General features: G+C 61.9%; 23 protein-coding genes. 16 read left to right on the top strand and 7 right to left on the bottom strand.

Translation table 11 applies throughout. From position 1 onward, the window contains the following. Nucleotides 1-23: 23 nt before the first annotated feature. The 5 genes from EDD52_RS00745 (at nt 24) to EDD52_RS00725 (ending at nt 5,750) form a co-directional block, all read left to right on the top strand. On the top strand, nt 24-926 hold the full coding sequence (locus EDD52_RS00745) for an EamA family transporter (protein WP_132241114.1): 903 nt from the start codon (nt 24-26) through the stop codon (nt 924-926). 29 nt (nt 927-955) lie between these two features. After that, nucleotides 956-1,555: an inner membrane-spanning protein YciB gene (locus EDD52_RS00740; protein WP_132241113.1), complete on the top strand. Its 600-nt coding sequence runs from the start codon at nt 956-958 to the stop codon at nt 1,553-1,555. A 166-nt stretch (nt 1,556-1,721) separates the two neighbouring features. Next, nucleotides 1,722-4,019, top strand: coding sequence for a xanthine dehydrogenase family protein molybdopterin-binding subunit (locus EDD52_RS00735; protein WP_132241112.1), 2,298 nt, complete (start codon nt 1,722-1,724; stop codon nt 4,017-4,019). Then, nucleotides 3,997-5,058 carry a DUF2235 domain-containing protein gene (locus EDD52_RS00730; protein ID WP_132241111.1) on the top strand — a complete coding sequence of 354 codons (1,062 nt, stop codon included), beginning with the start codon at nt 3,997-3,999 and terminating at the stop codon, nt 5,056-5,058. Before EDD52_RS00735 ends, EDD52_RS00730 begins: the two co-directional genes overlap by 23 nt. A gap of 218 nt (nt 5,059-5,276) precedes the next feature. Next, nucleotides 5,277-5,750, top strand: coding sequence for a CoA-binding protein (locus EDD52_RS00725; protein ID WP_132241110.1), 474 nt, complete (start codon nt 5,277-5,279; stop codon nt 5,748-5,750). Between the two features lie 63 nt (nt 5,751-5,813). Here the strand turns inward: EDD52_RS00725 and EDD52_RS00720 are convergent, their stop codons facing one another. Both EDD52_RS00720 and hisF read right to left on the bottom strand, forming a co-directional pair. Then, on the bottom strand, nt 5,814-6,125 hold the full coding sequence (locus EDD52_RS00720) for a phosphoribosyl-ATP diphosphatase (protein WP_132241109.1): 312 nt from the start codon (nt 6,123-6,125) through the stop codon (nt 5,814-5,816). Beyond that, nucleotides 6,122-6,883, bottom strand: coding sequence for an imidazole glycerol phosphate synthase subunit HisF (gene hisF, locus EDD52_RS00715; RefSeq protein WP_132241108.1), 762 nt, complete (start codon nt 6,881-6,883; stop codon nt 6,122-6,124). Before hisF ends, EDD52_RS00720 begins: the two co-directional genes overlap by 4 nt. 169 nt (nt 6,884-7,052) lie before the next feature. Between hisF and EDD52_RS00710 the strand changes: the two genes are divergently transcribed. Then, nucleotides 7,053-8,162: a THUMP domain-containing class I SAM-dependent RNA methyltransferase gene (locus EDD52_RS00710; protein WP_132241107.1), complete on the top strand. Its 1,110-nt coding sequence runs from the start codon at nt 7,053-7,055 to the stop codon at nt 8,160-8,162. A 95-nt stretch (nt 8,163-8,257) separates the two neighbouring features. Further along, nucleotides 8,258-8,710, top strand: a complete 453-nt coding sequence (locus EDD52_RS00705; RefSeq protein WP_132241976.1) for a DUF302 domain-containing protein — start codon at nt 8,258-8,260, stop codon at nt 8,708-8,710. Here the strand turns inward: EDD52_RS00705 and hisA are convergent. Then, entirely contained in the window at nt 8,707-9,429 is a 723-nt protein-coding gene (hisA, locus tag EDD52_RS00700; protein WP_132241106.1) for a 1-(5-phosphoribosyl)-5-[(5-phosphoribosylamino)methylideneamino]imidazole-4-carboxamide isomerase, read from the bottom strand. The genes EDD52_RS00705 and hisA overlap by 4 nt on opposite strands. Before the next feature lie 136 nt (nt 9,430-9,565). Between hisA and EDD52_RS00695 the strand changes: the two genes are divergently transcribed. Both EDD52_RS00695 and EDD52_RS00690 read left to right on the top strand, forming a co-directional pair. Continuing rightward, the gene (locus EDD52_RS00695; protein WP_132241105.1) at nt 9,566-9,952 is read left to right on the top strand and encodes a DUF2147 domain-containing protein; all 387 of its coding nucleotides are present in this window, start codon (nt 9,566-9,568) and stop codon (nt 9,950-9,952) included. Between the two features lie 178 nt (nt 9,953-10,130). After that, nucleotides 10,131-11,750, top strand: coding sequence for a BCCT family transporter (locus EDD52_RS00690; RefSeq protein WP_132241104.1), 1,620 nt, complete (start codon nt 10,131-10,133; stop codon nt 11,748-11,750). A 16-nt stretch (nt 11,751-11,766) separates the two neighbouring features. Here EDD52_RS00690 and hisH read toward each other — a convergent pair whose 3' ends face one another. Both hisH and hisB read right to left on the bottom strand, forming a co-directional pair. Next, nucleotides 11,767-12,405 (bottom strand): imidazole glycerol phosphate synthase subunit HisH, encoded by a 639-nt coding sequence (gene hisH / locus EDD52_RS00685; RefSeq protein WP_132241103.1) that lies wholly within the window; start codon nt 12,403-12,405, stop codon nt 11,767-11,769. A gap of 145 nt (nt 12,406-12,550) precedes the next feature. Further along, nucleotides 12,551-13,138, bottom strand: a complete 588-nt coding sequence (hisB, locus tag EDD52_RS00680) for an imidazoleglycerol-phosphate dehydratase HisB (protein WP_132241102.1) — start codon at nt 13,136-13,138, stop codon at nt 12,551-12,553. 133 nt (nt 13,139-13,271) lie between these two features. On the opposite strand from hisB, the gene EDD52_RS00675 reads away from it, so the two are divergent. From EDD52_RS00675 to EDD52_RS00650, 6 genes are all read left to right on the top strand, one after another. Beyond that, nucleotides 13,272-13,511, top strand: a complete 240-nt coding sequence (locus EDD52_RS00675) for an Lrp/AsnC ligand binding domain-containing protein (RefSeq protein ID WP_132241101.1) — start codon at nt 13,272-13,274, stop codon at nt 13,509-13,511. Between the two features lie 189 nt (nt 13,512-13,700). Continuing rightward, the gene (locus EDD52_RS00670) at nt 13,701-14,891 is read left to right on the top strand and encodes an ABC transporter substrate-binding protein (protein WP_243651798.1); all 1,191 of its coding nucleotides are present in this window, start codon (nt 13,701-13,703) and stop codon (nt 14,889-14,891) included. Nucleotides 14,892-14,965: 74 nt separating this feature from the next. Beyond that, nucleotides 14,966-15,889 (top strand): branched-chain amino acid ABC transporter permease, encoded by a 924-nt coding sequence (locus EDD52_RS00665; RefSeq protein ID WP_132241100.1) that lies wholly within the window; start codon nt 14,966-14,968, stop codon nt 15,887-15,889. An 8-nt stretch (nt 15,890-15,897) separates the two neighbouring features. After that, nucleotides 15,898-16,845 (top strand): branched-chain amino acid ABC transporter permease, encoded by a 948-nt coding sequence (locus EDD52_RS00660; RefSeq protein ID WP_243651797.1) that lies wholly within the window; start codon nt 15,898-15,900, stop codon nt 16,843-16,845. Then, a complete protein-coding gene (locus EDD52_RS00655; RefSeq protein WP_132241098.1) occupies nt 16,842-17,585 on the top strand; it encodes an ABC transporter ATP-binding protein in 744 nt (247 codons plus the stop codon). Before EDD52_RS00660 ends, EDD52_RS00655 begins: the two co-directional genes overlap by 4 nt. Nucleotides 17,586-17,588: 3 nt before the next feature. Continuing rightward, nucleotides 17,589-18,290 (top strand): ABC transporter ATP-binding protein, encoded by a 702-nt coding sequence (locus EDD52_RS00650; RefSeq protein ID WP_132241097.1) that lies wholly within the window; start codon nt 17,589-17,591, stop codon nt 18,288-18,290. Between the two features lie 161 nt (nt 18,291-18,451). Here the strand turns inward: EDD52_RS00650 and metF are convergent, their stop codons facing one another. After that, on the bottom strand, nt 18,452-19,321 hold the full coding sequence (metF, locus tag EDD52_RS00645; RefSeq protein WP_132241096.1) for a methylenetetrahydrofolate reductase [NAD(P)H]: 870 nt from the start codon (nt 19,319-19,321) through the stop codon (nt 18,452-18,454). 95 nt (nt 19,322-19,416) lie between these two features. Between metF and EDD52_RS00640 the strand changes: the two genes are divergently transcribed. After that, a complete protein-coding gene (locus EDD52_RS00640) occupies nt 19,417-20,322 on the top strand; it encodes a LysR family transcriptional regulator (RefSeq protein WP_132241095.1) in 906 nt (301 codons plus the stop codon). A gap of 193 nt (nt 20,323-20,515) precedes the next feature. Here the strand turns inward: EDD52_RS00640 and EDD52_RS00635 are convergent, their stop codons facing one another. Beyond that, a complete protein-coding gene (locus EDD52_RS00635; RefSeq protein WP_132241094.1) occupies nt 20,516-20,722 on the bottom strand; it encodes a cold-shock protein in 207 nt (68 codons plus the stop codon). Nucleotides 20,723-20,755: the final 33 nt, after the last annotated feature.

Below are 20,755 nucleotides of genomic sequence, written 5' to 3'. Positions count from 1 at the left end.
GGTTCCATCAGCCGGGGCCGGGGATGAGCGCGTGGCTCATCTCTCTTGAAGGGACGCAAGCCGGGCATCAGCTGGCACTTGTGCTGGCGATCCTCGCGGCCATTCTGCATGCGGTGTTCGGGGCGCTTCAGAAGGGGCGGCATGACCCGTGGCTCAGCCGGGCGGCAATTGATGGCAGCTATGGGTTGATGGCGGCGCCTTTTGCGCTTTTCGTGGTGCCGTGGCCAGAGCCGCATATTTGGGTGATATTCCTTGGGGCCTTCGTGATCCACACGGCCTACAAGCTGTTGCAGGCGCAGGCCTATACCAAGGGCGCCTATACGGTCGTCTACCCCGTGGTGCGGGGCACGGGGCCGCTGTTTGCCGTCATCGGCGCCTACCTGATCTTCGGCGAGGTGTTCACGGCGGTGCAATGGATGGGGGTTGGCGTTCTTCTGGCCGGTATCTTCGGGCTTGCGGTCTATAACCTGATTTTCCTGACGCAAGAGCGCGACACGCTTTGGGTGGCGCTGATGCTGGCCGTCATAACAGGGCTGTTCGTCGCGCTCTACACGACCTATGACGCGTTCGGCATCCGGGCCACGTCGGACCCGTTCACCTTTCTGGCTTGGTTCTTCATGATCGACGGGCTTGCCTTTCCCTTACTGGGCGTGCTGCGCTGGCGCAACATGGCGCAGCGGCCCACGCTGCCGCCGCTTCTGATACGGGGCGTGGTGGGCGGCATCGTCGCCTTTTTCAGTTTCGGCTCCATCATGCTGGCGACCCGGCTGGACAAGGTGGGCGAAGCGGCTGTATTGCGCGAAACCTCCACCGTTTTTGCGGCGCTGATCGGATGGCTGGTGCTGAAAGAGACGGTCGGGCCGCGACGTATTGCGCTCATGGCCTTGATTGCGGCGGGCGCGGTCATAGTTGAAATTGGCGGTTGAGCCCGCATCACCCCGGATGGAGGCCTGAATTGGCAGAGCGCAAGATCAACCCGATACTGAAACTGGCACTGGAGCTTGGCCCCATTGTCCTGTTCTTCGTGGCCTATCTGCGCCTGAAGGACCGCAGTTTCCTGATCGGCGGGACAGAATATGACGGTTTCATACTGGCAACGGCGGGCTTCGTGCCGCTGATGATCCTTTCAACGCTGGCGTTGTGGAAGCTGACGGGAAGACTGTCGCGGATGCAGGTCGCGACGCTGGTTCTGGTGGTGGTGTTCGGCGGGCTGAGCGTCTGGTTCAACGATGACCAGTTCTTCAAGATGAAGCCGACGATGATCTACCTGCTGTTCGGCGGTGCGCTTGGTGTCGGATTGCTGCGCGGCGAGAGCTATTTGAAATACGTGATGGAAGAGGTCATGCCGCTGGAGCAGGAAGGCTGGATGATCCTGACGCGGCGCCTGACGGCGTTCTTCCTTGGGCTCGCCGTCCTGAACGAGGTGATCTGGCGGACGATGAGCACCGAAACCTGGGTCTATTTCAAGACCTTCGGGCTGAGTGCTGCGATCTTCGTCTTTTTCATGACGCAGAGCGGCGTGTTCAGCCGCTACGGGATTGACGAAGAGTCCTGAGCATTGCGCCGGGCAGTTCGCTCGGTAAGCGGCCTGTCTGAGTGCTGCCGCGCGTGCCGTTCAATTCGCACCGGGCGACGTGGATGGCCGGGTCAGGGCTGGACACTCCGCCGCCAGAGATTAGTCTCGCCCCCGAATGCAGAAGACATGCTGGGGAGTGCGCGACATGGACAAGTTTGGAAAAAGCCAGAGTGTCAGGCGGGTTGAGGATGTTCGGTTCCTCACCGGGCATGGGCGGTATGTCGATGATATCGTGCCGGAAGGGGCGCTGTTTGCCTTCGTGTTCCGCTCGCCCGTCGCACATGCCACGATCACCATGCTGGATGTCTCAGAGGCGCGGGCAGCCCCTGGGGTGTATGCCGTACTGACGGCGCAGGATCTGCTGGATGGTGGGATCGATATCAACATCCCCGGCACGACCCAGCCTAACCGCGATGGCACGGATGGTGCGGCGCCCGACCGTCCGGTGCTGGCGCGCGGCAAGCTGCGCCATGTCGGTGAAGCGGTCGCGATGGTTATTGCCGACACGATGGAGGCGGCCAAGGACGCGGCAGAGCTGATCGAGCTGGATTATGACGAGTTGCCCGCCCAGATGCACTGGGTTCCCGGAGAGGTGGCCATCCACGAAGAGGCACCGGACAACCGCGCGCTTGACTACGGGTTGGGCGACGAGGACGCCTGCAATGCGGCCTTTGAGGCAGCGGCCCATGTTGTCAGTCTGGAGGTCGAGGACAACCGCATCATGGTCTGTTCGATGGAGCCGCGCGGCTGTTTTGCCGAATGTGATGGTGACAAGCTGCACCTGTCGGTGAACGGGCAGGGGGTCTGGGGGCAGAAATCGCTGCTCGCCAGTGCGTTCGGCCTGCCGCCGGAAAAGGTCCGCGTGACCAATCCCGATGTGGGCGGCGGCTTTGGGATGAAAAGTTTCGCATATCCTGAATATCACGTCGCGGCCTTTGCGGCCAAGACGCTGGGGCGTCCCGTGCGCTGGATGTCCGACCGGACAGAGGCGATGCTGTCGGATAATGGCGGGCGCGATCTGGTCAGCCTTGGAGAGCTGGCCTTTGACGCGGATCACAAGATCACCGCATACAGGGTTCATACGAAATTCAATCTGGGCGCCTATAATTCGCAGTTTGCCCAAGCCATCCAGACCCTTTTGTTCAGCCGCGTGCTGATGGGCACTTATGACGTGCAGACCACATGGCTGCGGGCAGAGGGGTTCTTTACCAACACGGCGCCCGTCGATGCCTATCGCGGCGCGGGGCGACCGGAAGCGATCTACCTGTTGGAACGCCTGATGGATCGCGCCGCGCGGGAGCTGGGCGTCGATCCGGTAGAGCTGCGCAAGCGGAACTTCATCCCCGAGGCTGCGTTCCCTTACAAGACCGCCACCGGAGAGCTCTATGATGTGGGCGAATTCGCCAAGCTGCTGGACGCTGCCGCGGACCAGGCCGATCTTTCAGGGCTTGCCGCGCGCCGGGCGGCGAGCGAAGCAAAGGGACGTCTGCGCGGTCTGGGCATCTGTTACTATATCGAAAGTATTCTGGGTGATCCTTCCGAAGGTGCCCGAGTTGAGTTCGAGGAGGATGGCAGCGTGACCCTTTTTGTCGGAACACAGTCGAACGGGCAGGGCCACGAGACGGTGTATGCGCAGTTCCTGTCCGACCAAACGGGCATTCCGGCGGATCAGATCCGCATCGTGCAGGGCGACAGTGACCTGATCGCCAAGGGCGGCGGCACGGGCGGGTCACGTTCTGTCACCACGCAGACCAATGTCACGCTGAAGGCAGTTGCCAATATCGTCACCGCGTTTTCGGAATTCCTGGCAGGTGAGCTGGGTGTCGATCCGGCGCAGGTCAGCTTTGACGACGTGCAGTTCCGCGCCGAGGGGTCGAATGTGACGCCGACGATGCTCGAAGTCGCCCAGATGGCGCGCAAGGCAGGGCGCGAGGATCTTCTGCGGCATGAAACCCGCGACGAACTGCCGGGGCGGTCCTATCCCAACGGTGCCCATATCGCAGAGGTGGAGATTGACCCGGATACGGGCGTTGTCGTGGTGGACCGCTATACGGTCGTGGATGATTTCGGCAACCTGATCAACCCGATGCTGGCCGAAGGTCAGGTGCATGGCGGGGTGGCGCAAGGGCTTGGGCAGGCGATCACGGAACGGGTGGTCTATGACGAGGACGGGCAACTGCTCACGGCCTCGTTCATGGACTACGCGGTGCCGCGTGCCGATAATATGCCGATGATTTCTTTCTCCACACGTCCGGTGCCGTCGACGGCCAACCCGATGGGGATGAAAGGCTGTGGCGAGGCCGGGACCGTGGGGGCGCTGGCCGCCGTGGCCAATGCGGTGCAGGACGCCTTGTGGGACAAAGGCGTGCGGCAGGCGGATATGCCGTTCACGCCGCACAGAGTATGGGGAATGTTGCAGGATGCGGCCATCGCGGCTGAATGACAGGATTGCCGGCTGGTTACGCCGGACGTTTCGCGCCGATCATTCGGCGCTGAGCGCCCGGCGTGGTGCGCGCACCCATGTCGTCATCCTTGACGGGACGATGTCCTCGCTGAAACCGGGGGAAGAGACCAATGCCGGGCTGACCTACCGCCTTTTAGAGGAAATGAACGGGCAGCTGTCGCTGTATTACGAGGCGGGCATCCAATGGCGCGAATGGCGCAGCACCACGGATGTCCTGACCGGCCGGGGGATCAACCGCCAGATCCGGCGCGCCTATGGGTTTCTGGCATCGCGCTATCGCCCGGGCGACCGGATTTTCTTTTTCGGATATTCGCGGGGCGCCTATGCCGTCCGGTCACTGGCGGGGATCATCGACAGGGTGGGGCTGTTGCGCCCCGAGGAAGCGACAGTGCGCAATATCCGGACGATTTTTCGCCTGTATCAGTGTGATCCGGTCGGGCGTGCAACACGCGAATATGGGAAAAAGCACTGCCACCCGGAAGCGCCCATTGAAATGGTCGGTGTGTGGGACACGGTGAAGGCGCTGGGTTTGCGTTTTCCGGTACTGTGGCGGCTGACCGAAGACCGGCACGAGTTTCACAGCCACGAATTGGGGCCAACCATTCATCACGGCTATCACGCGCTGGCGCTGGACGAGACTCGCATGGCGTATCAGCCGGTGTTGTGGAACACGCCGAGCGACTGGTCCGGAGATGTGGAGCAGGTCTGGTTTCGCGGCACGCATGGTGATGTCGGCGGGCAGCTCGGCGGTCATGACGCGTCGCGGCCGTTATCGAACATCCCCTTGGTCTGGATGCTGGAGCGCGCCGAAGCCTGCGGCCTGCCATTGCCCGAAGGCTGGAAGCAACGATTCCCTTGTGACGTGCAGGCACCTTCGGTCGGGACGTGGCGCGGGGCGGGGAAGCTCTTCTTCCTCAGGCAGGCCCGAACCGTTGGGGTGGATCCGTCCGAGCGGGTGCATGAAACGGCAGAGCCAACCCGCACCCTTCCGCCATCGGGGGAAGCGCAGGCGGTCTGAACGCCGCGAATCTGTCGGCATGGGCCTGTCAATCACATTTTCTTGATGCCTCCTTTTAAGTTCGGATGTGTTGCCTATCTACTCTAACAAGAGCGCAGGCCGGAACCCTGCAGCTCTTTATCACTGTCCCTCGTTCCGTGACTGGCGCTCAAGACTTGCTCTTGAGCGCCCTTTCTTTTCGGCTTTTTCTTGACCGAAGATGACGCTAGCGTTGCGACATGAGCGAGACGTATTCCGATGCTTTTCTGAAAGAAATCCTGACGCGGACGCGGGTGATCGCGGTGGTCGGGGTTTCGCCGAACCCTGTCAGGCCAAGCCATTATGTTGGCCGCTATCTGGCGCTGAAAGGGTATCGGGTTATCCCGGTGAACCCCGGCCACGTTGGCAAGTGCTTGTTCGGGGGCGTGGTGCGCGGATCCTTGTCGGAGATCGATGAGCCGGTGGATATGGTGGATGTCTTTCGCCGATCCGAAGCGGTGCCGGGGATTGTTGACGAGGCACTTGATGTTCTTCCGGGGCTCCGCACGATCTGGATGCAGATTGGCGTGGAGCATGCAGAGGCTGCCACGAAGGCCCGTGCGGCTGGCTGCGAAGTGGTGATGAACAGGTGCCCGAAGATCGAGTATCAGCGGCTCTTTGGCGAGTTGCGGATGGGCGGGTTCAACACTGGAATCGTGTCGTCGAAACTATAGGAACGGCTTGCGCCGCTGTTCCGGCTTTGCCGGAAGGCGCCCCGCCCGCCGTCCCGTAGCCCGCTATTGGCTGCGTGACGCCTTTTCGGTGAGGCCGGAGGTGCCCTGGCGGCGAGCGAGTTCGTCCATGACGTCCGACAGCGGCACATTGCGCGATTGCAGCATGACCAGCAGGTGAAAGAGCACGTCTGCGGACTCGGATGTGAGGCGAGGTTTGTCATCCTTGATGGCTTCGATGATGGCCTCGACGGCTTCTTCGCCAAATTTTTCGGCGCATTTCTCGGGGCCCTTGGCGAGCAGTTTGGCCGTCCAGCTACTGTCCGGATCGGCCTGTGCGCGGGCGGCCACGATGGCAGCAAGGTCTTCGAGGGTCATGACAGCCTCATCGGGATACCTGCGGCGGCCATATGCGCCTTCGCTTCTGCGATCGTGTAATCGCCGAAGTGGAAGATCGAGGCTGCGAGGACGGCCGAGGCGCCGCCTTGGGTGACGCCTTCGACCAGATGATCCAGCGTGCCGACACCGCCCGAGGCGATCACCGGCACGTTGACCGCATCCGAGATGGCGCGCGTGAGCGGCAGGTTAAATCCTGCGCGCGTGCCGTCGCGATCCATCGAGGTGAGCAGGATCTCCCCGGCGCCCTTTTCGGTGACGGTGCGGGCGAAGTCCACGGCATCGATCCCGGTGGGGCGGCGGCCGCCATGGGTGAAAATCTCCCACTTCCCGGGGGAGACGGTTTTCGCGTCGATGGCCACCACGATGCACTGGCTGCCGAATTGGTCAGCGGCGCGGGCAACGACATCCGGGTCGGCCACGGCGGCGGAGTTGAAGCTGACCTTGTCAGCACCGGCAAGCAGAAGCGCGCGGACATCAGCGACCGTGCGGACACCACCGCCGACGGTGAGCGGAATGAAGCATTGCTCTGCCGTGCGGGTGACCACGTCGAACATGGTGCCGCGGTTTTCATGGGTGGCGTGGATGTCGAGAAAGCAGATCTCGTCCGCGCCTGCGGCATCATAGGCGCGGGCGGCGTCAACGGGATCGCCGGCATCGCGCAGATCGACGAAATTCACGCCTTTGACCACGCGGCCATCGGCCACGTCGAGACAGGGGATGATGCGGGTTTTCAACATGGGAGTTCTCATACGCCGCAGCGGGGCGGGCGGCAAGCCGGGAAAGCCTGCGCGCGGCATCAGGCTGCCTGCATGTCGCGTGCCCCTCGCCGAAGGCATTCGCCGAGCCATGGAGAGGTCGGCGGAGAAAGCTGTCGCGGGGCGTGCGGGATTGATCTAAGGGTGCGGGATGGAAAACACATTCGAGATTTTCCTGGCCGCAGCGCCGGGGTTGGAAGAGGTGCTGGCAGAAGAGGCTGCCGCGCTTGGCTTTGGACCGCTTGAGGTCGTGCCGGGGGGTGTCAGCTTTCAGGGGGGCTGGTCCGATGTCTGGCGCGCCAATCTGTGCCTGCGCGGGGCCGGGCGGATCCTGGCGCGGATCGGCGGGTTTCCGGTGTTCCATCTGGCGCAGCTGGACAAGCGGGCGCGCAAGTTTCCATGGGGCGAAGTGTTGCGTGCCGATGTGCCGGTGAAGGTCGAGGTGACGTGCAGGCGGTCGAAGATCTACCATGCCGGGGCGGCCAGCGAGCGGATCGTGCGCGCGATCACCGAAGAGCTGGGTGCAGAGGTGACCGATAGCGCGCCGGTGCGCATTTTGGCCCGGATCGAAGATAATTTCTGCGGCTTTTCTGTCGATACGTCGGGCGAGGCGCTGCACAAGCGCGGGCACAAGGAGGCCGTTGGCAAGGCGCCGATGCGCGAGACGCTGGCGGCGCTGTTTCTGCGGCAATGCGGCTATGACGGGGCAGAGCCTGTCGTCGACCCGATGTGCGGGTCAGGGACGTTTCCGATAGAGGCGGCGGAGTGGGCGTCCGGGCTGTTGCCGGGGCGGTCGCGCGCCTTTGCATTCGAGCAGTTTGCCGGGTTCGATGCGGGGGCCTTTGCCACGCTGCGCGGGACGTCGGCTACGCCTGAGGGGCCTGTGCGCTTCTACGGGTTTGATCGCGATGCTGGCGCCATCCGCATGAGCGAGGCCAATGCGGCGCGTGCCGGGGTGTCAGCCGTCACGCAATTCGCCTGTCAGCCGATCAGCGCGCTGGAGCCGCCCGAAGGCCCGCCGGGTTTGGTGATGGTCAACCCGCCCTACGGGGCGCGTATCGGCAACAAGAAGCTGCTTTACGGGCTGTACGGATCGCTGGGGCAGGTGCTGAAAGAGCGCTTTGCCGGGTGGCGCGTGGGGTTGGTCACCAGCGAGGCGGGGCTGGCAAAGGCAACCGGTTTGCCCTTTCTGCCGCAGGGGGCACCTGTGTCCTTTGGCGGGCTGAAGGTGCGGTTGCACCGGACCAACGCGCTGCGCTAGCGATATTCCGCCCCAAGGCGCGATCACGAGATTGTTTCTGGGCAGGCGCGCACGGGTATACGACCATGGCAGTTGGATTTTTGCCTATGGAGCGCATGATGAAACACCTGCTTGCCGCCGCTGTCTGCCTTGTCGCAGCCCCCGCATTTGCCAGCAATGATGATATCGTCAAGGTTCAGGCCGCAGGGGACGTGGCCACAACGATGGACCGGCTGGAAGAGGCGGTGAAAGGCGCCGGGGCCACCGTCTTTGCCCGGGTTGACCATGCGGCCGGTGCGGCCTCTGTCGACATGGCGCTGGATGACGAACAGTTGCTGATCTTCGGCAATCCCAAACTGGGCACGCCTGCCATGCAGGATGATGCGCTGGCCGGGCTGTTCCTGCCGCTCAGGGTGCTGGTCTACAAGGACGGCGCAGGGCAGGTGTGGCTGGCCTATGAAGACCCCGAAGAGATGCTGGACGATCTGTCGATCCCCGACGACGCCCCTTATGTGAAGACGATGGCGGGCGCCCTGGCGAAGCTGACAGCCGCCGCTGCGGGCAACTAGGCTTTCAGCGCAGCGAGGGCCGCTGTCAGGTCCAGCGCGCCGTCATAAAGCGCCCGGCCCGAGATGGCGCCGTTCAGGTTGGCACCGCAATCGCGCAGGGCGATGATGTCCTCCAGCGAGGACACGCCGCCGCTTGCGATCACCGGGATGGAGACGGCGCGGGCCAGTGCCGCGGTCGCTTCGGTATTCGGGCCTTGCATGGCGCCATCGCGGTTGATGTCGGTATAGATGATCGCGGCAACGCCTGCGTCTTCGAAACTGCGGGCAAGGTCGGTGACCATCACGTCGGTTTCCTCGGCCCAGCCTTTGGTGGCAACGCGGCCGTTGCGGGCATCAATGCCCACTGCGACCTTGCCGGGGAAGGCGGCCGCAGCCTCGCGCACCAGACCGGGGTTTTCCACTGCAACGGTGCCAAGGATCACACGGGCGAGGCCACGTTCCAGCCAGCGTTCGATCGTCGCCATGTCGCGGATGCCGCCGCCCAGTTGGGCGGGCACCTTTGTACGCGCCAGAATCGCCTCCACCGCTGCGGCATTGACCGGCTCGCCCGCGAAAGCGCCATTCAGATCGACCAGATGCAGCCATTCGCATCCCGCCTCGACAAACTCCATCGCCTGCGCGGCCGGGTCGTCGTTGAAGACGGTGGACTTCTCCATGTCCCCGCGCAAAAGGCGCACGGCCTGGCCGTCTTTGAGGTCGATGGCGGGGTAGAGGATCATGGGTGTCTTCCTGTCAAACGCGTCCGACCCGGCTTTTGCACCGCTGCGTCACAGATTGCAACGCGACCTGACGTCAGACTTGATCGCGGTCATGCGGCCGCGTCAGGATCACGCCAGTACTCAGGGAGGAAATGAGATGAAATTGACGGCATTGGCCGCAGCACTTGCGCTGGTATCCGGCGCAGCACTGGCCGACCCGGTTGCGGGCACGTGGAAGACACAAGCCGATGACAACGGCAATTACGGGCTGGTGACGATCAGCACCTGCGGGGCCGAGATCTGCGGCGTCCTCGGGCAGGGCTATGACAAGTCAGGCAAGAAAGTCAGCTCGCCCAATATCGGCAAGCGGATGATTTGGGGCATGAAACCGAAGGGCAGCGGCAAGTATTCCGGCGGCAAGATCTGGGCACCTGATCGCGACAAGACCTACAACTCGAAAATGGCTTTGAGCGGTAACTCCCTGAAGGTCGAGGGCTGCGTGCTTGGCATCTGCCGCGGCCAGACATGGTCGCGTGTGAACTGAGACCGACCATACAAATTTGCATGCGGGATGCTTCACAGTGACCCGCATTGCCCGGCCCCAAGGCCCATTGAGAGAGGCCACCGCGGCGCGCGCCGCGCAAGACGCAGAGATTTTCTTTTCGGAACAATCCCCTTCACGCCCGCGTTAATTCCGCGTGGCAACAAATGCGGGGGCTCCAGTGCAGAAACTTGCTCGAAAACTCGGTCTCAGGACAGATCCGACAATCTTCTTCACTGCTGCGGGCCTCACGTTCGTCTTCGTTGTAGCCCTGATCCTGTTCCCGGAGCCAATCGGCGACGCCTTCGCTGTGGGCCGCGCATGGATCGTGACCAACCTTGGCTGGTTTTTCATTCTCGGCGTCAATGTCTGGCTGGGCTTTCTGATCTGGGCCGCTGCGTCCCGGCACGGGCATATCCGGCTGGGGCCCAAAGGATCGAAACCGGAATATTCCAACCTCAGCTGGTTCACGATGCTTTTTGCCGGGGGCATCGGCACGGTGCTGATGTTCTGGGGCGTGGCAGAGCCGATTTCGCATTTCGCGAACCCGCCGCTGCCGGGCGTAATGCCCCATACCGAAGAGGCCGCGCGGGACGCGATTGCCATCGCGATCTATCATCTGGGCCTACACACATGGACAATCTTCACCTTGCCGGGGCTGGCTTTTGCCTATTTCATCAACCGCTATGAACTGCCGGTGCGCGTGTCGTCGGTCTTTTATCCGCTCTTGCGTGAGCGGATCTACGGGCCGGTGGGCAAAGCCATTGATGTGGCCTCGATCCTTGGCACGCTGTTTGGCGTGGCCGTGTCGCTTGGGCTTGGTTCCAGCCAGATCGCGGCGGGGCTGGATGCGCTGTTTGGCACCGGCGATGGTGCAAGCGTGCAGGTGATGATCCTTGCGGTGCTGACAGGCGTTGCCATCACCTCTATCGTGGTGGGGCTTGATAAGGGCGTGAAGCTGTTGTCCAACCTCAATATCGGGATGGCCGTGGCGCTGATGTTCTTTGTGCTGATCTTCGGCTCCACCCTTTTCCTGCTGCGCGGGATCGTAGAGACCTTTGGCCTCTATCTCGAAAACCTGCCGCGTCTGGCCTTCTGGAACGACATGCTGGCGAATGAAAACCCCGACAATGCGAATTGGGGCTGGCAAGGATCGTGGACGGTATTCTACTGGGCCTGGACGGTAACATGGTCGCCATTCATCGGAATTTTCGTGGCGCGGATTTCGCGCGGGCGGACCATCCGGCAATTCGTTTTTGGCGTGTTGATGGCGCCCTCGCTTTTCACGCTGATCTGGTTTGCGATCTTCGGCTGGCAGGCGATGGAGTTCGACGGGCTGGGTCTTGCAGCGCGCGCGGCACTTGGCGATCAGGCAGGTGAAATCAGCGCGGCCGTTGCCGAAAGCGTGCCACTGGCCATGTTCGCCTTCTTCGAGCACTTCCCCTTCACGGAATTCATTCAGGGCTTTGCAGTGGTGATTGTCGCTATCTTCTTTGCAACCTCTTCGGACAGTGCCTCGCTTGTCGTGGATATGCTGTGCACGGGCAAGGCCACACCCGGCCCGGTGCGTCAGCGGGTTTTCTGGGGCGCGGCAGAGGGGCTGGTCGCTGCCATGCTGATCATTCTTGCCGGGGATGCCGGGCTGTCGGCCCTCCAGCAGGTTATCACGGTGGTCGGGCTGCCGATCTTTGTGCTGGTCTGCATGATGATCCCGTCACTGATCCGCGGTTTCGCGATGGAGGAGATCGACCACGTCACGATTGGCACCCGGCCCGAGCTGGAGACCTTCCACTCGGACTAGGCCGCGTGCCGCGCTCTCAGGGTGTCCAGGTCATGAAGTTGGCGATCATCCGCAACCCGACATCCGAGCTTTTCTCGGGGTGGAACTGGAAGCCCAGCTTGTTGTCCACGCCCACGATTGCAGTCACCTCGCTGCCATAATCGACATGCGCCAGCCGCTGCGCGGGATCCTGCACCGCCATATGGTAGGAATGCACGAAATAGGCGTGATCGCCGGTCTGCACTCCGGCCAGAGCAGGGTGCGGCGTGTCGATCACCAGATCGTTCCATCCCATATGCGGGACTTTCAGCGCCAGGTCAGCGGGTGTGATCCGCGTGACTTCGCCATCTATCCAGCCCAACCCCGGGACTTCTTCGTATTCATGGCCCAGCCGCGCCATCAGCTGCATGCCGACACAGATGCCAAGGAAGGGGCGGCCAAGCGTGTCCACAGCCTCGACCATCGCCTGATAGAGCCCTGAATGGCCGGTCAGCTCTCTTTGGCAGGCGGGAAAGGCACCGTCGCCGGGCAGCACCACGCGGTCGGCACGGGCCACCACATCTGCGTCATCGGTAACGACAACATCACCTGCGCCGACGTCCAGCGCCATGCGTTGAAACGCCTTTTCCGCCGAGTGGAGGTTGCCGCTTCCGTAATCGATGATTGCTGTCAGCATCTGGGCCTCGTGTTGCTTGGTGCCGGTTGCCGTGAGACGGGCGCGGGGTCACTTGTGGGTGGTGTGGGGGGCGTCCGCCCGAAGGCAGATAACCCATTGGTTGGTCAGGCCGGGTTCCCGGTGCAAGGGACCGCGCGCGCCGTTCTTAAAGCGCGCCCTTGGTCGAGGGCAACGCATCGCCAGCGCGCGGATCTTGTTCAACCGCCATGCGCAGGGCGCGCGCCACCGCCTTGAAGGCAGCCTCGGCAATATGGTGGCTGCTGAAGCCGTGCAACTGGTCGATATGCAGCGTGATGCCGCCATGCGTTGCGAGCGCCTGAAAGAATTCGCGCACCAGTTCCGTGTCGAACGCGCCGATCTTGGCGGTGGGAAAGTCAACGCTCCACACCAGAAACGGCCGCGCCGACAGGTCCAGTGCTGCACGAACCTGTGCATCGTCCATCGGCAGGTGGCATTCGCCGTAGCGCCGGATGCCGCGCTTGTCGCCAACCGCCTGCGCCAGTGCCTGACCCAACGCGATGCCGGTGTCTTCGACCGTATGGTGATCGTCGATATGCAAGTCACCCGTGGCGCGCACTGTCATGTCGATCATCGAGTGGCGCGACAGCTGATCCAGCATGTGATCGAAGAACCCCACGCCGGTCTGGTTGTCATATTTGCCTGTGCCGTCAAGATTGACGGAAACGCTGATCTGCGTCTCGGCAGTGTTGCGGGTGATTTCGGCTTTGCGCATGGGGCATCCTTCGTGTCACTGCGGCGCTTATAGGCGGCTGTCCGGCCAGCGCCAAGAGGGTGCAACCCCATTGTGTGTCGCCTGTTGCTGTGCCAGCCTTGCGCCAGACACGTCCCGCCAACGAGGAGCACGCATGACCACCTGCGTCTACGTCCAGATCCGCTGCAAACCCGGCACGACCTACAAGGTTGCAGATGCCATCGCGCTGAAGGAAATCCATTCGGAGCTTTACTCCACCAGCGGCGAATACGACCTGCTGATGAAACTCTACATCCCCGAGGGGGAGGATGTTGGCAAGTTCATCAACTCTCATATGCTGGATATCGAGGGTCTGGAACGCACGATGACGACGATGACCTTCAAGGCGTTCTGACAGGCGGGCGGTGCCCGGTTCCGCACAGATCCGCCGCGCCTGACGCGCGGGTCTGAAGCTGTGTTTGACACAAATGCCCTTTGGTCAAGGCGGCGGAAAGCGTTGCGCTTGGCCGTGCGTTCATGTTTTCTGTCGTCTGTCATGTCCCTTTGAGGGGGCGAATGCCGAACACTTAGACGGAGCACGGGGATGAACTTGAACGGATTCAGCAGACTGGCGATGGTGGCCGCAATGATGGCGGCGCCCGCGCAGCTACTGGCCGAGGATGTGAAGATCGGCTTCGTCACCACGCTGACAACCGGGGCCGCCGTGATCGGCAACGACATGAAGAACGCAGTCGATCTGGCGATGGACCATCTGGGCGGCATGGCGGGTGAGACCAGGCTCGAAGTGATCTATGGCGACGATCAGTTCGCGCCCGACGCGGGCAAGCAGGTCACTGACAAGCTGGTCAAGCAGGATAACGTGGATTTCGTCGCGGGCTATATCTGGAGCCATGTGCTGCTTGCCTCGCGCAAATCGGTGCTGGATGCGGGCAAGTTCCTGATCTCGGCCAATGCCGGGCCCAGCCAGATCGCGGGCAAGCTTTGTGATCCGCATTTCTTCTCGACCAGCTGGCAGAATGACCAGACGCCGATGGCGATGGGCGAGGTGCTGAACCGTCAGGGCGTGCAGTCGCTCTATATCATGGCGCCGAACTATGCCGCGGGCAAGGATATGGCGGCCGGGGTCGAACGCGTCTTTGAAGGAGAGATCAAGGGCAAGGACCTGACGAAATGGGGTGCCGACGCGCAGCTTGATTTCTCGGCAGAGCTGGCCAAGGCCAAAGCCAGCGGCGCGAATGGGCTTTTCGTCTTCTACCCCGGTGCGGCAGGCGGCGCCTTCATCAAGCAGTACCATCAGGCGGGCCTGAAAGATGTACTGCCGCTTTATTCGGTGTTCACGGTTGATGGCCTGTCCTTGCCAAAGCTGCAGGAAGCCGATTTTTCGGGCGTGCTGGGATCGAAGACTACGAACCAGTGGGATCCGTCGCTGGACAACGAGGCAAACAAGAAATTCGTAAGTGATTTCAAGGCGAAATATGGCGGCTACCCTTCTTTCTACGCCGCGCAAAGCTATGATGCGATCATGCTGATTGCCAGCGCGGTCGAGGCTGTGGGCGGTGATATGTCGGACCCGGATGCCGTACAGGCGGCGCTGAAATCCGCCGATTTTGCATCCGTTCGCGGTGATTTCAGCTTTGGCTCCAACAACATGCCCGTGCAGGACTTTTTCCTGCGAGAGGTTGTCGTGGACGCGGATGGCACATGGACCACAAAGGTCGTTGAAACAGTCTACGAAGATCACGTGGACAGCTACGCAGCCGAGTGCAAAATGTAAGCTGACAAAGAGTCAGATCCATTCGGGCCGCCCCTGATCGTGGGCGGCCCTCGCATGTGAGGCAGGAGACCGCCTTGGACCTATCGCTTTTTGTCATCCAGTTCCTCAACGGTTTGCAGTTGGGGCTGCTGCTGTTCCTCGTCGCCTCCGGGCTGACGCTGGTCTTCGGCATTCTCGATTTCGTGAACCTGGCGCATGGGGCGCTGTATATGCTTGGCGCGTTCGTCTGTGCTTGGCTGACCCAGGTCCTTGGGAATTTCCTTCTCGCAGTGCTGCTGGCACTGCCGGTGACGGCGGTTGCGGGCCTGCTGGTCGAAAGGTTCATCGCAAGGCCGCTATATGCGCGTGATCATCTCGATCATGTGCTGGCGACCTTCGGGCTGATCCTTGTGATCGACACGCTGGTGCATCTGGTGTTTGGCCCGGAAGGCATCGCCGTGCCCTTGCCCGACTTCCTGAACGGACAGATCAGGCTGACGGAAACGCTGGTGATCCCCAGCTTTCGACTGATGATCATCGGGGCGGGGTTGGCGGCTGCGGCGGGTCTTTACTGGATGGTCACGCATACGCGGCTGGGCATGCTGATCCGGGCAGGGGCGTCAAACCGGACGATGGTGTCTGCACTGGGTGTGGATATCGAGCGGCTTTTCGCGCTGGTCTTCGCGCTGGGCGCGGCACTGGCCGGGCTGGCGGGGATGCTGATCGCACCGATCACCGAGGCGTCTATCGGGATGGGCAACAACATCATCATTACCGCCTTCGTGGTCATCATCGTCGGCGGCATCGGCTCGATGAAAGGGGCGTTCATCGCGGCGCTCATGATCGGCCTGATCGACACGCTGGGGCGCAGCTACCTTGACGACCTGTTCAAGCTGGTGATGTCGCAAGACGCGGCAGAAACCTCTGCCCCCGCGATTTCCGCCATGCTCATCTATATCATCATGGCCGTCGTACTGGCCCTGCGCCCACAGGGCCTGTTCCCGCCAAAGGCCCGCTGATGACCCGCATGACATGGATCACACTGACCGTCATGGCGCTGCTTGCAGTGCTGCCGCCGGTTTTCTTCTGGACGGGCAACGCCTTCTATCTCGACCTTGCCACTCGGCTGACCATTCTGGCCATCGCGGCGGTCAGCCTGAACCTCATCCTTGGCTATGGCGGGCTGGTGAGCTTTGGTCACGCCGCCTGTCTGGGGCTGGGCGCCTATGCGGTGGGCATTCCGGCGCATCACTGGCTGTATGGCGGGATGGACGCGCTGGCCACCACCAACGGGTTTGTCCAGATCGGCCTTGCCGTCGCGATCACGGCACTTTTCGCGCTGGTGACGGGGGCAGTCTGTCTGCGCACCCGGGGGGTGTATTTCATCATGATCACCATGGCTTTCGCGCAGATGGTCTATTACCTGATCGTCTCGATCGAGGAATATGGCGGCGATGATGGGCTGGTGATTGACACGCGGTCAGAGCTGCCCGGGTTCAATCTGGATGACCCGTTGCAGCTCTTCGCCTTGGCCTATGTCTCGCTCGTCGTCGTCATGCTGGTCGTGCGCACCATCGTCAATTCCCGCTTCGGCATGGTATTGCAGGGTGCCAAGGGCAATGAAGAGCGCATGGTCACGCTGGGCTTCAACGTCTACCTCTACCGCCTTGTGGCTTATGTGATTTCCGGCGCGATCTGCGGTTATGCCGGGGCGCTTCTGGGCAATTTCACCACGTTCATCAGCCCGGAGATGATGGATTGGGCGCGCTCTGGCGAGTTGATGTTCATGGTCATTCTTGGCGGCGCGGCCACCACGCTTGGCCCGGTTCTGGGAAGTGCAGCCTTCATCGTGCTGGAGGAGTTCCTGGGCCGCCTGACAATCTACTGGCACCTGCCGTTCGGGCTGATGCTGATCGGGGTTGTCCTGTTCGTGCGCGGCGGTCTGATGGGGCTGCTCCGGGGGGGCAAGGAATGAGCGCGCTTCTGGAAATTCAGTCCCTCAACAAAGGCTTTGGCGGCATCAAAGCCAGCGATGATTTGTCCCTGTCGGTGGAGGCGGGCGAGGTTCATGCCATCATCGGCCCCAATGGCGCGGGCAAGACGACGTTGTTGTCGCAACTTTCCGGCGGACAAAAGCCCGATATTGGTCGCATCCTGTTCAAGGGGCGCGATCTGGTGCCTTTGCCCGCCCATGCCCGCGCGCATCTGGGCATCGCCCGGTCTTTCCAGATCACCTCCTTGATCATGGATATGAGCGTGCTGGATAATGTTGCACTGGCTGTTCAGGCACGGCAGGGGCACAGCTTTCGGTTCCTGAGGGCAGCCAGACAGGACGCATCGCTGCGCGAGGGCGCGATGGGCTTGCTGCGCCGCGTCGGGCTGGAGGCCAAGGCCCAGCTGCCCACGCGCGCGCTCAGCCATGGTGAGCATCGGCATATGGAGATTGCCATAGCATTGGCCGGTCAGGCGGAACTGTTGTTGCTGGACGAACCGATGGCGGGCCTGGGCGGAGAGGAATCCGCCCATATGGTCACCCTTCTGCGCCAGATCAAATCCCGGCACACCATCTTGTTGGTGGAGCATGACATGGACGCGGTCTTTCAACTGGCCGACCGGATTTCCGTGCTTGTCTACGGGCATGTCATCGCCACCGGCACCCCGGACGAAATCCGCGCCAATGCGGCCGTGCAACATGCCTATCTGGGCGAGGAATAGCGCATGCTGACTGTCTCGAACCTCACCGCCCATTACGGGGCGAGCCAGGCGCTGTTCGGCGTTGACCTGACGGTTGGCGCAGGGCAGGTGGCGACGCTTCTGGGGCGCAACGGCATGGGCAAGACGACGACGATCAACACAATCATGGGGATCGTGAAAGCCACTGCCGGGTCGGTGGTTTTTGACGGGCAGGAATTGACCGGCATCAAAAGCCATCAGATCGCAAGGCTGGGTCTTGGTCTTGTGCCGGAAGGGCGGCAGATATTTCCGAACCTGAGCGCGATGGAGAACCTTGTTGCGACAGCGTCAAACCATCTGGGGGCACCTGACCCGTGGACGGTTGCTCGGGTGTTGGCGCTGTTTCCGGAGCTGGAGGCGCGCACCGGGTCGATGGGAAACCTGCTGTCGGGGGGAGAGCAGCAGATGCTGGCAATCGGGCGGGCTCTGATGACCAATCCCAAGCTGCTGATCCTGGATGAGGCGACCGAAGGGCTGGCCCCGCTGGTCCGGCAGAAAATCTGGTCGGCCCTCTCCGAAATTGCGTCAGGCGGCATGTCCATCCTCGTCGTGGACAAGAACCTGCACGACCTGATGCGTATCGCTGACATGAATCATATCCTGCGACGCGGTCGCGTGGTCTGGCGCGGGGACAGTGCTGCGCTCGAGGAGGATGTGCAGGCGCGCGAGTCCTACCTGGGCCTCTGAAACAAGGGTTGTTCTGATGCTATCGCGCCCCGGGCTTGACCCGGGGCCTTTTGGCCAACCTGTCGGAGAGGCCCCGGGTCATGCCCGGGGCAGGGGGCACCATCCACGGATCTTCTTCAAAGCTATAGACACCGGTAGATGATATCCCGCGCCGATGGCATTCAGGCCACGTTTTCCAGCCGAACAGCCGGGGTCACGCCAAGTGCATGGCAGACATCACGCGTCAGTTCCGGGCGGTTCATCGTGTAGAAGTGCAGCTTGTCGACGCCTGCATCAAGAAGGTTTGAACAGAGTTCGGTGCAGATCGCGGTTGCCAGAAGATCCTCGCGGTTGTCGCGTTCCGCCGTCTCGAAGGCGTCGACGACCCAATTGGGGACGGGCGTGCCACACCGTTTGGCAAAGCGCACAGCGCCTTTCCAATTCTCGATTGGCAGGATGCCGGGCACGATCTTGGTCGTATCGATGCCAGCCGCCGCGCAATCGTCGCGGAAGCGGTGAAAGCTGTCGACGTCGAAGAAGAACTGGGTCAGCGCCTCGGACGCGCCCGCCTCGAACTTGCGCTTCAACCAGGCGACGTCAGCGGCGTTGTCGGCTGCCTCGGGGTGTTTGTCAGGATATGCGCCAACGCGAATGGTGAAATCACCGGTCTCCTTCAGGGCCGCGATCAGCTCGCAGCTGTCAGCGAAACCGCCGGGATGCTGTTCGAACCGGTCAGCCCCCTTGGGCGGGTCACCGCGCAGCGCCACGATGTCGGACACGCCCGCAGCAGCAAAGTCACGTGCGATGCCAAGCGTTTCCTCGCGGGTGGCGTTGACGCAGGTCAGGTGGGCGGCGACTGGCAGGCCGCTGGACTTGTGCAGCGTGGCCACGGCGTCACGGGTCAGATCACGGGTCGTTCCGCCCGCGCCATAGGTGACAGAGACGAAACGCGGGCCCAGCGGCGCCAGGACCTGCACCGTGTCCCAAAGACGAAAAGACGCCTCGAGGTTCTGGGGTGGGAAGAATTCAAAAGATATCGCTGGGCGCGTCATGATCAATATCCATATCTGGGTTGGCCTCTTGTGACACAAGATCGGATGTGAGACAAACTCATATATCTCATCAAGAACATGAATGGGGCGATAGGGTGCATATCGAGTTCCGCCACCTGAAATCCATCCGGGCGATACACGAGGCGGGCGGTCTTGCACGCGCGGCAGACACGCTGAACATCACGCAATCGGCGCTGAGCCATCAGATCAAGGGGCTTGAGGATCAGGCCGGGGTGGAGCTTTTCATTCGTCGAACCAAGCCGATGAAGCTGTCAGCGGCCGGGCTGCGGCTGCTGCGTCTGGCCGAACAGGTCCTGCCGCAGGTCGAGGCGTTGGAAGACGAATTTTCCGGTTTGCGGGCGGGGCGGTCCGGGCGATTGCATATCGCGATCGAATGCCATGCGTGTTTCGAATGGCTCTTTCCCGTGCTCGAATCGTTCCGGAAGAACTGGTCGGATGTGGATGTCGATATTCGTGCAGGCCTTGCCTTTGACGCGCTGCCCGCGCTGCAAAAGGAGGAGTTGGACCTTGTCGTCTCTTCCGACCCGGAGAACATTCCGGGTGTCACCTTCATTCCCCTGTTTGACTACAACGCCGTCTTCGTGGCGGCCTCAACACATCCTCTGGCAGCAAAACCCTATATCGAGGCCGAAGATTTCAAGGGCCAGACGCTGATCACCTATCCTGTGGACAGGACGCGGCTCGACGTCTTCAACCAACTTCTGATGCCTGCAAAAGTCGAACCGGCAAGCATCCGGCGCGTCGAACTTACGGCGGTGATCCTGCTGCTTGTCGCGTCGAACAGGGGCGTCGCCGTCCTGCCGGACTGGGTCGTGCGTGAGGTGAAATACAATTCCGATTACGTCACACGGCAGCTTACCAAGGACGGGATCACGCGGACGCTTTATGCTGCGATCCGCACCGAGGATGTCGACAAGCCCTATATGACCGACCTGATTGCGCTGGCCCGGACGGAAGCGACCAAGTTGCAGAACCAGTAGGTCTGCCCACTGTTCCGACCAAACCGCAGCGGCTTGGGCCAGAGACCCTGAACGCGATCCCCGGTTGTCCGCAGGCAAGCGCGCAGACCGTGCCCAAACACATCGGCCCCAAGGCAGCATTGCATGCGAGCCACAGCCAAAAGACCCGGCACGGCAGGGCGCCGGGCCCGTATTCTGATTTGGAGAGTTCTGGTCAGATGGCGCGCAAATCGCCGGCCATCTCTCGCCCGTCCCGGCCTTCCTTCAATTCGTATTCAACTTTCTGGTTATCGGCCAACCCGGTCAATCCAGACCGTTCGACCGCGGATATGTGAACGAATACATCCTTTCCGCCGTCATCAGGGGCAATGAAACCAAAGCCCTTCGTCGTATTGAACCATTTCACGGTGCCGGTGGGCATCACGTGTCTCCTTTTGCATTGCTTCCGGCCCCA

Source organism: Primorskyibacter sedentarius (assembly GCF_004342065.1).
In the GTDB taxonomy this organism is placed as follows: Bacteria; Pseudomonadota; Alphaproteobacteria; order Rhodobacterales; family Rhodobacteraceae; genus Primorskyibacter; species Primorskyibacter sedentarius.
The sequence above is the reverse complement of the archived record's forward strand: the minus strand, read 5'-3'. Positions and strand labels throughout refer to the sequence as shown.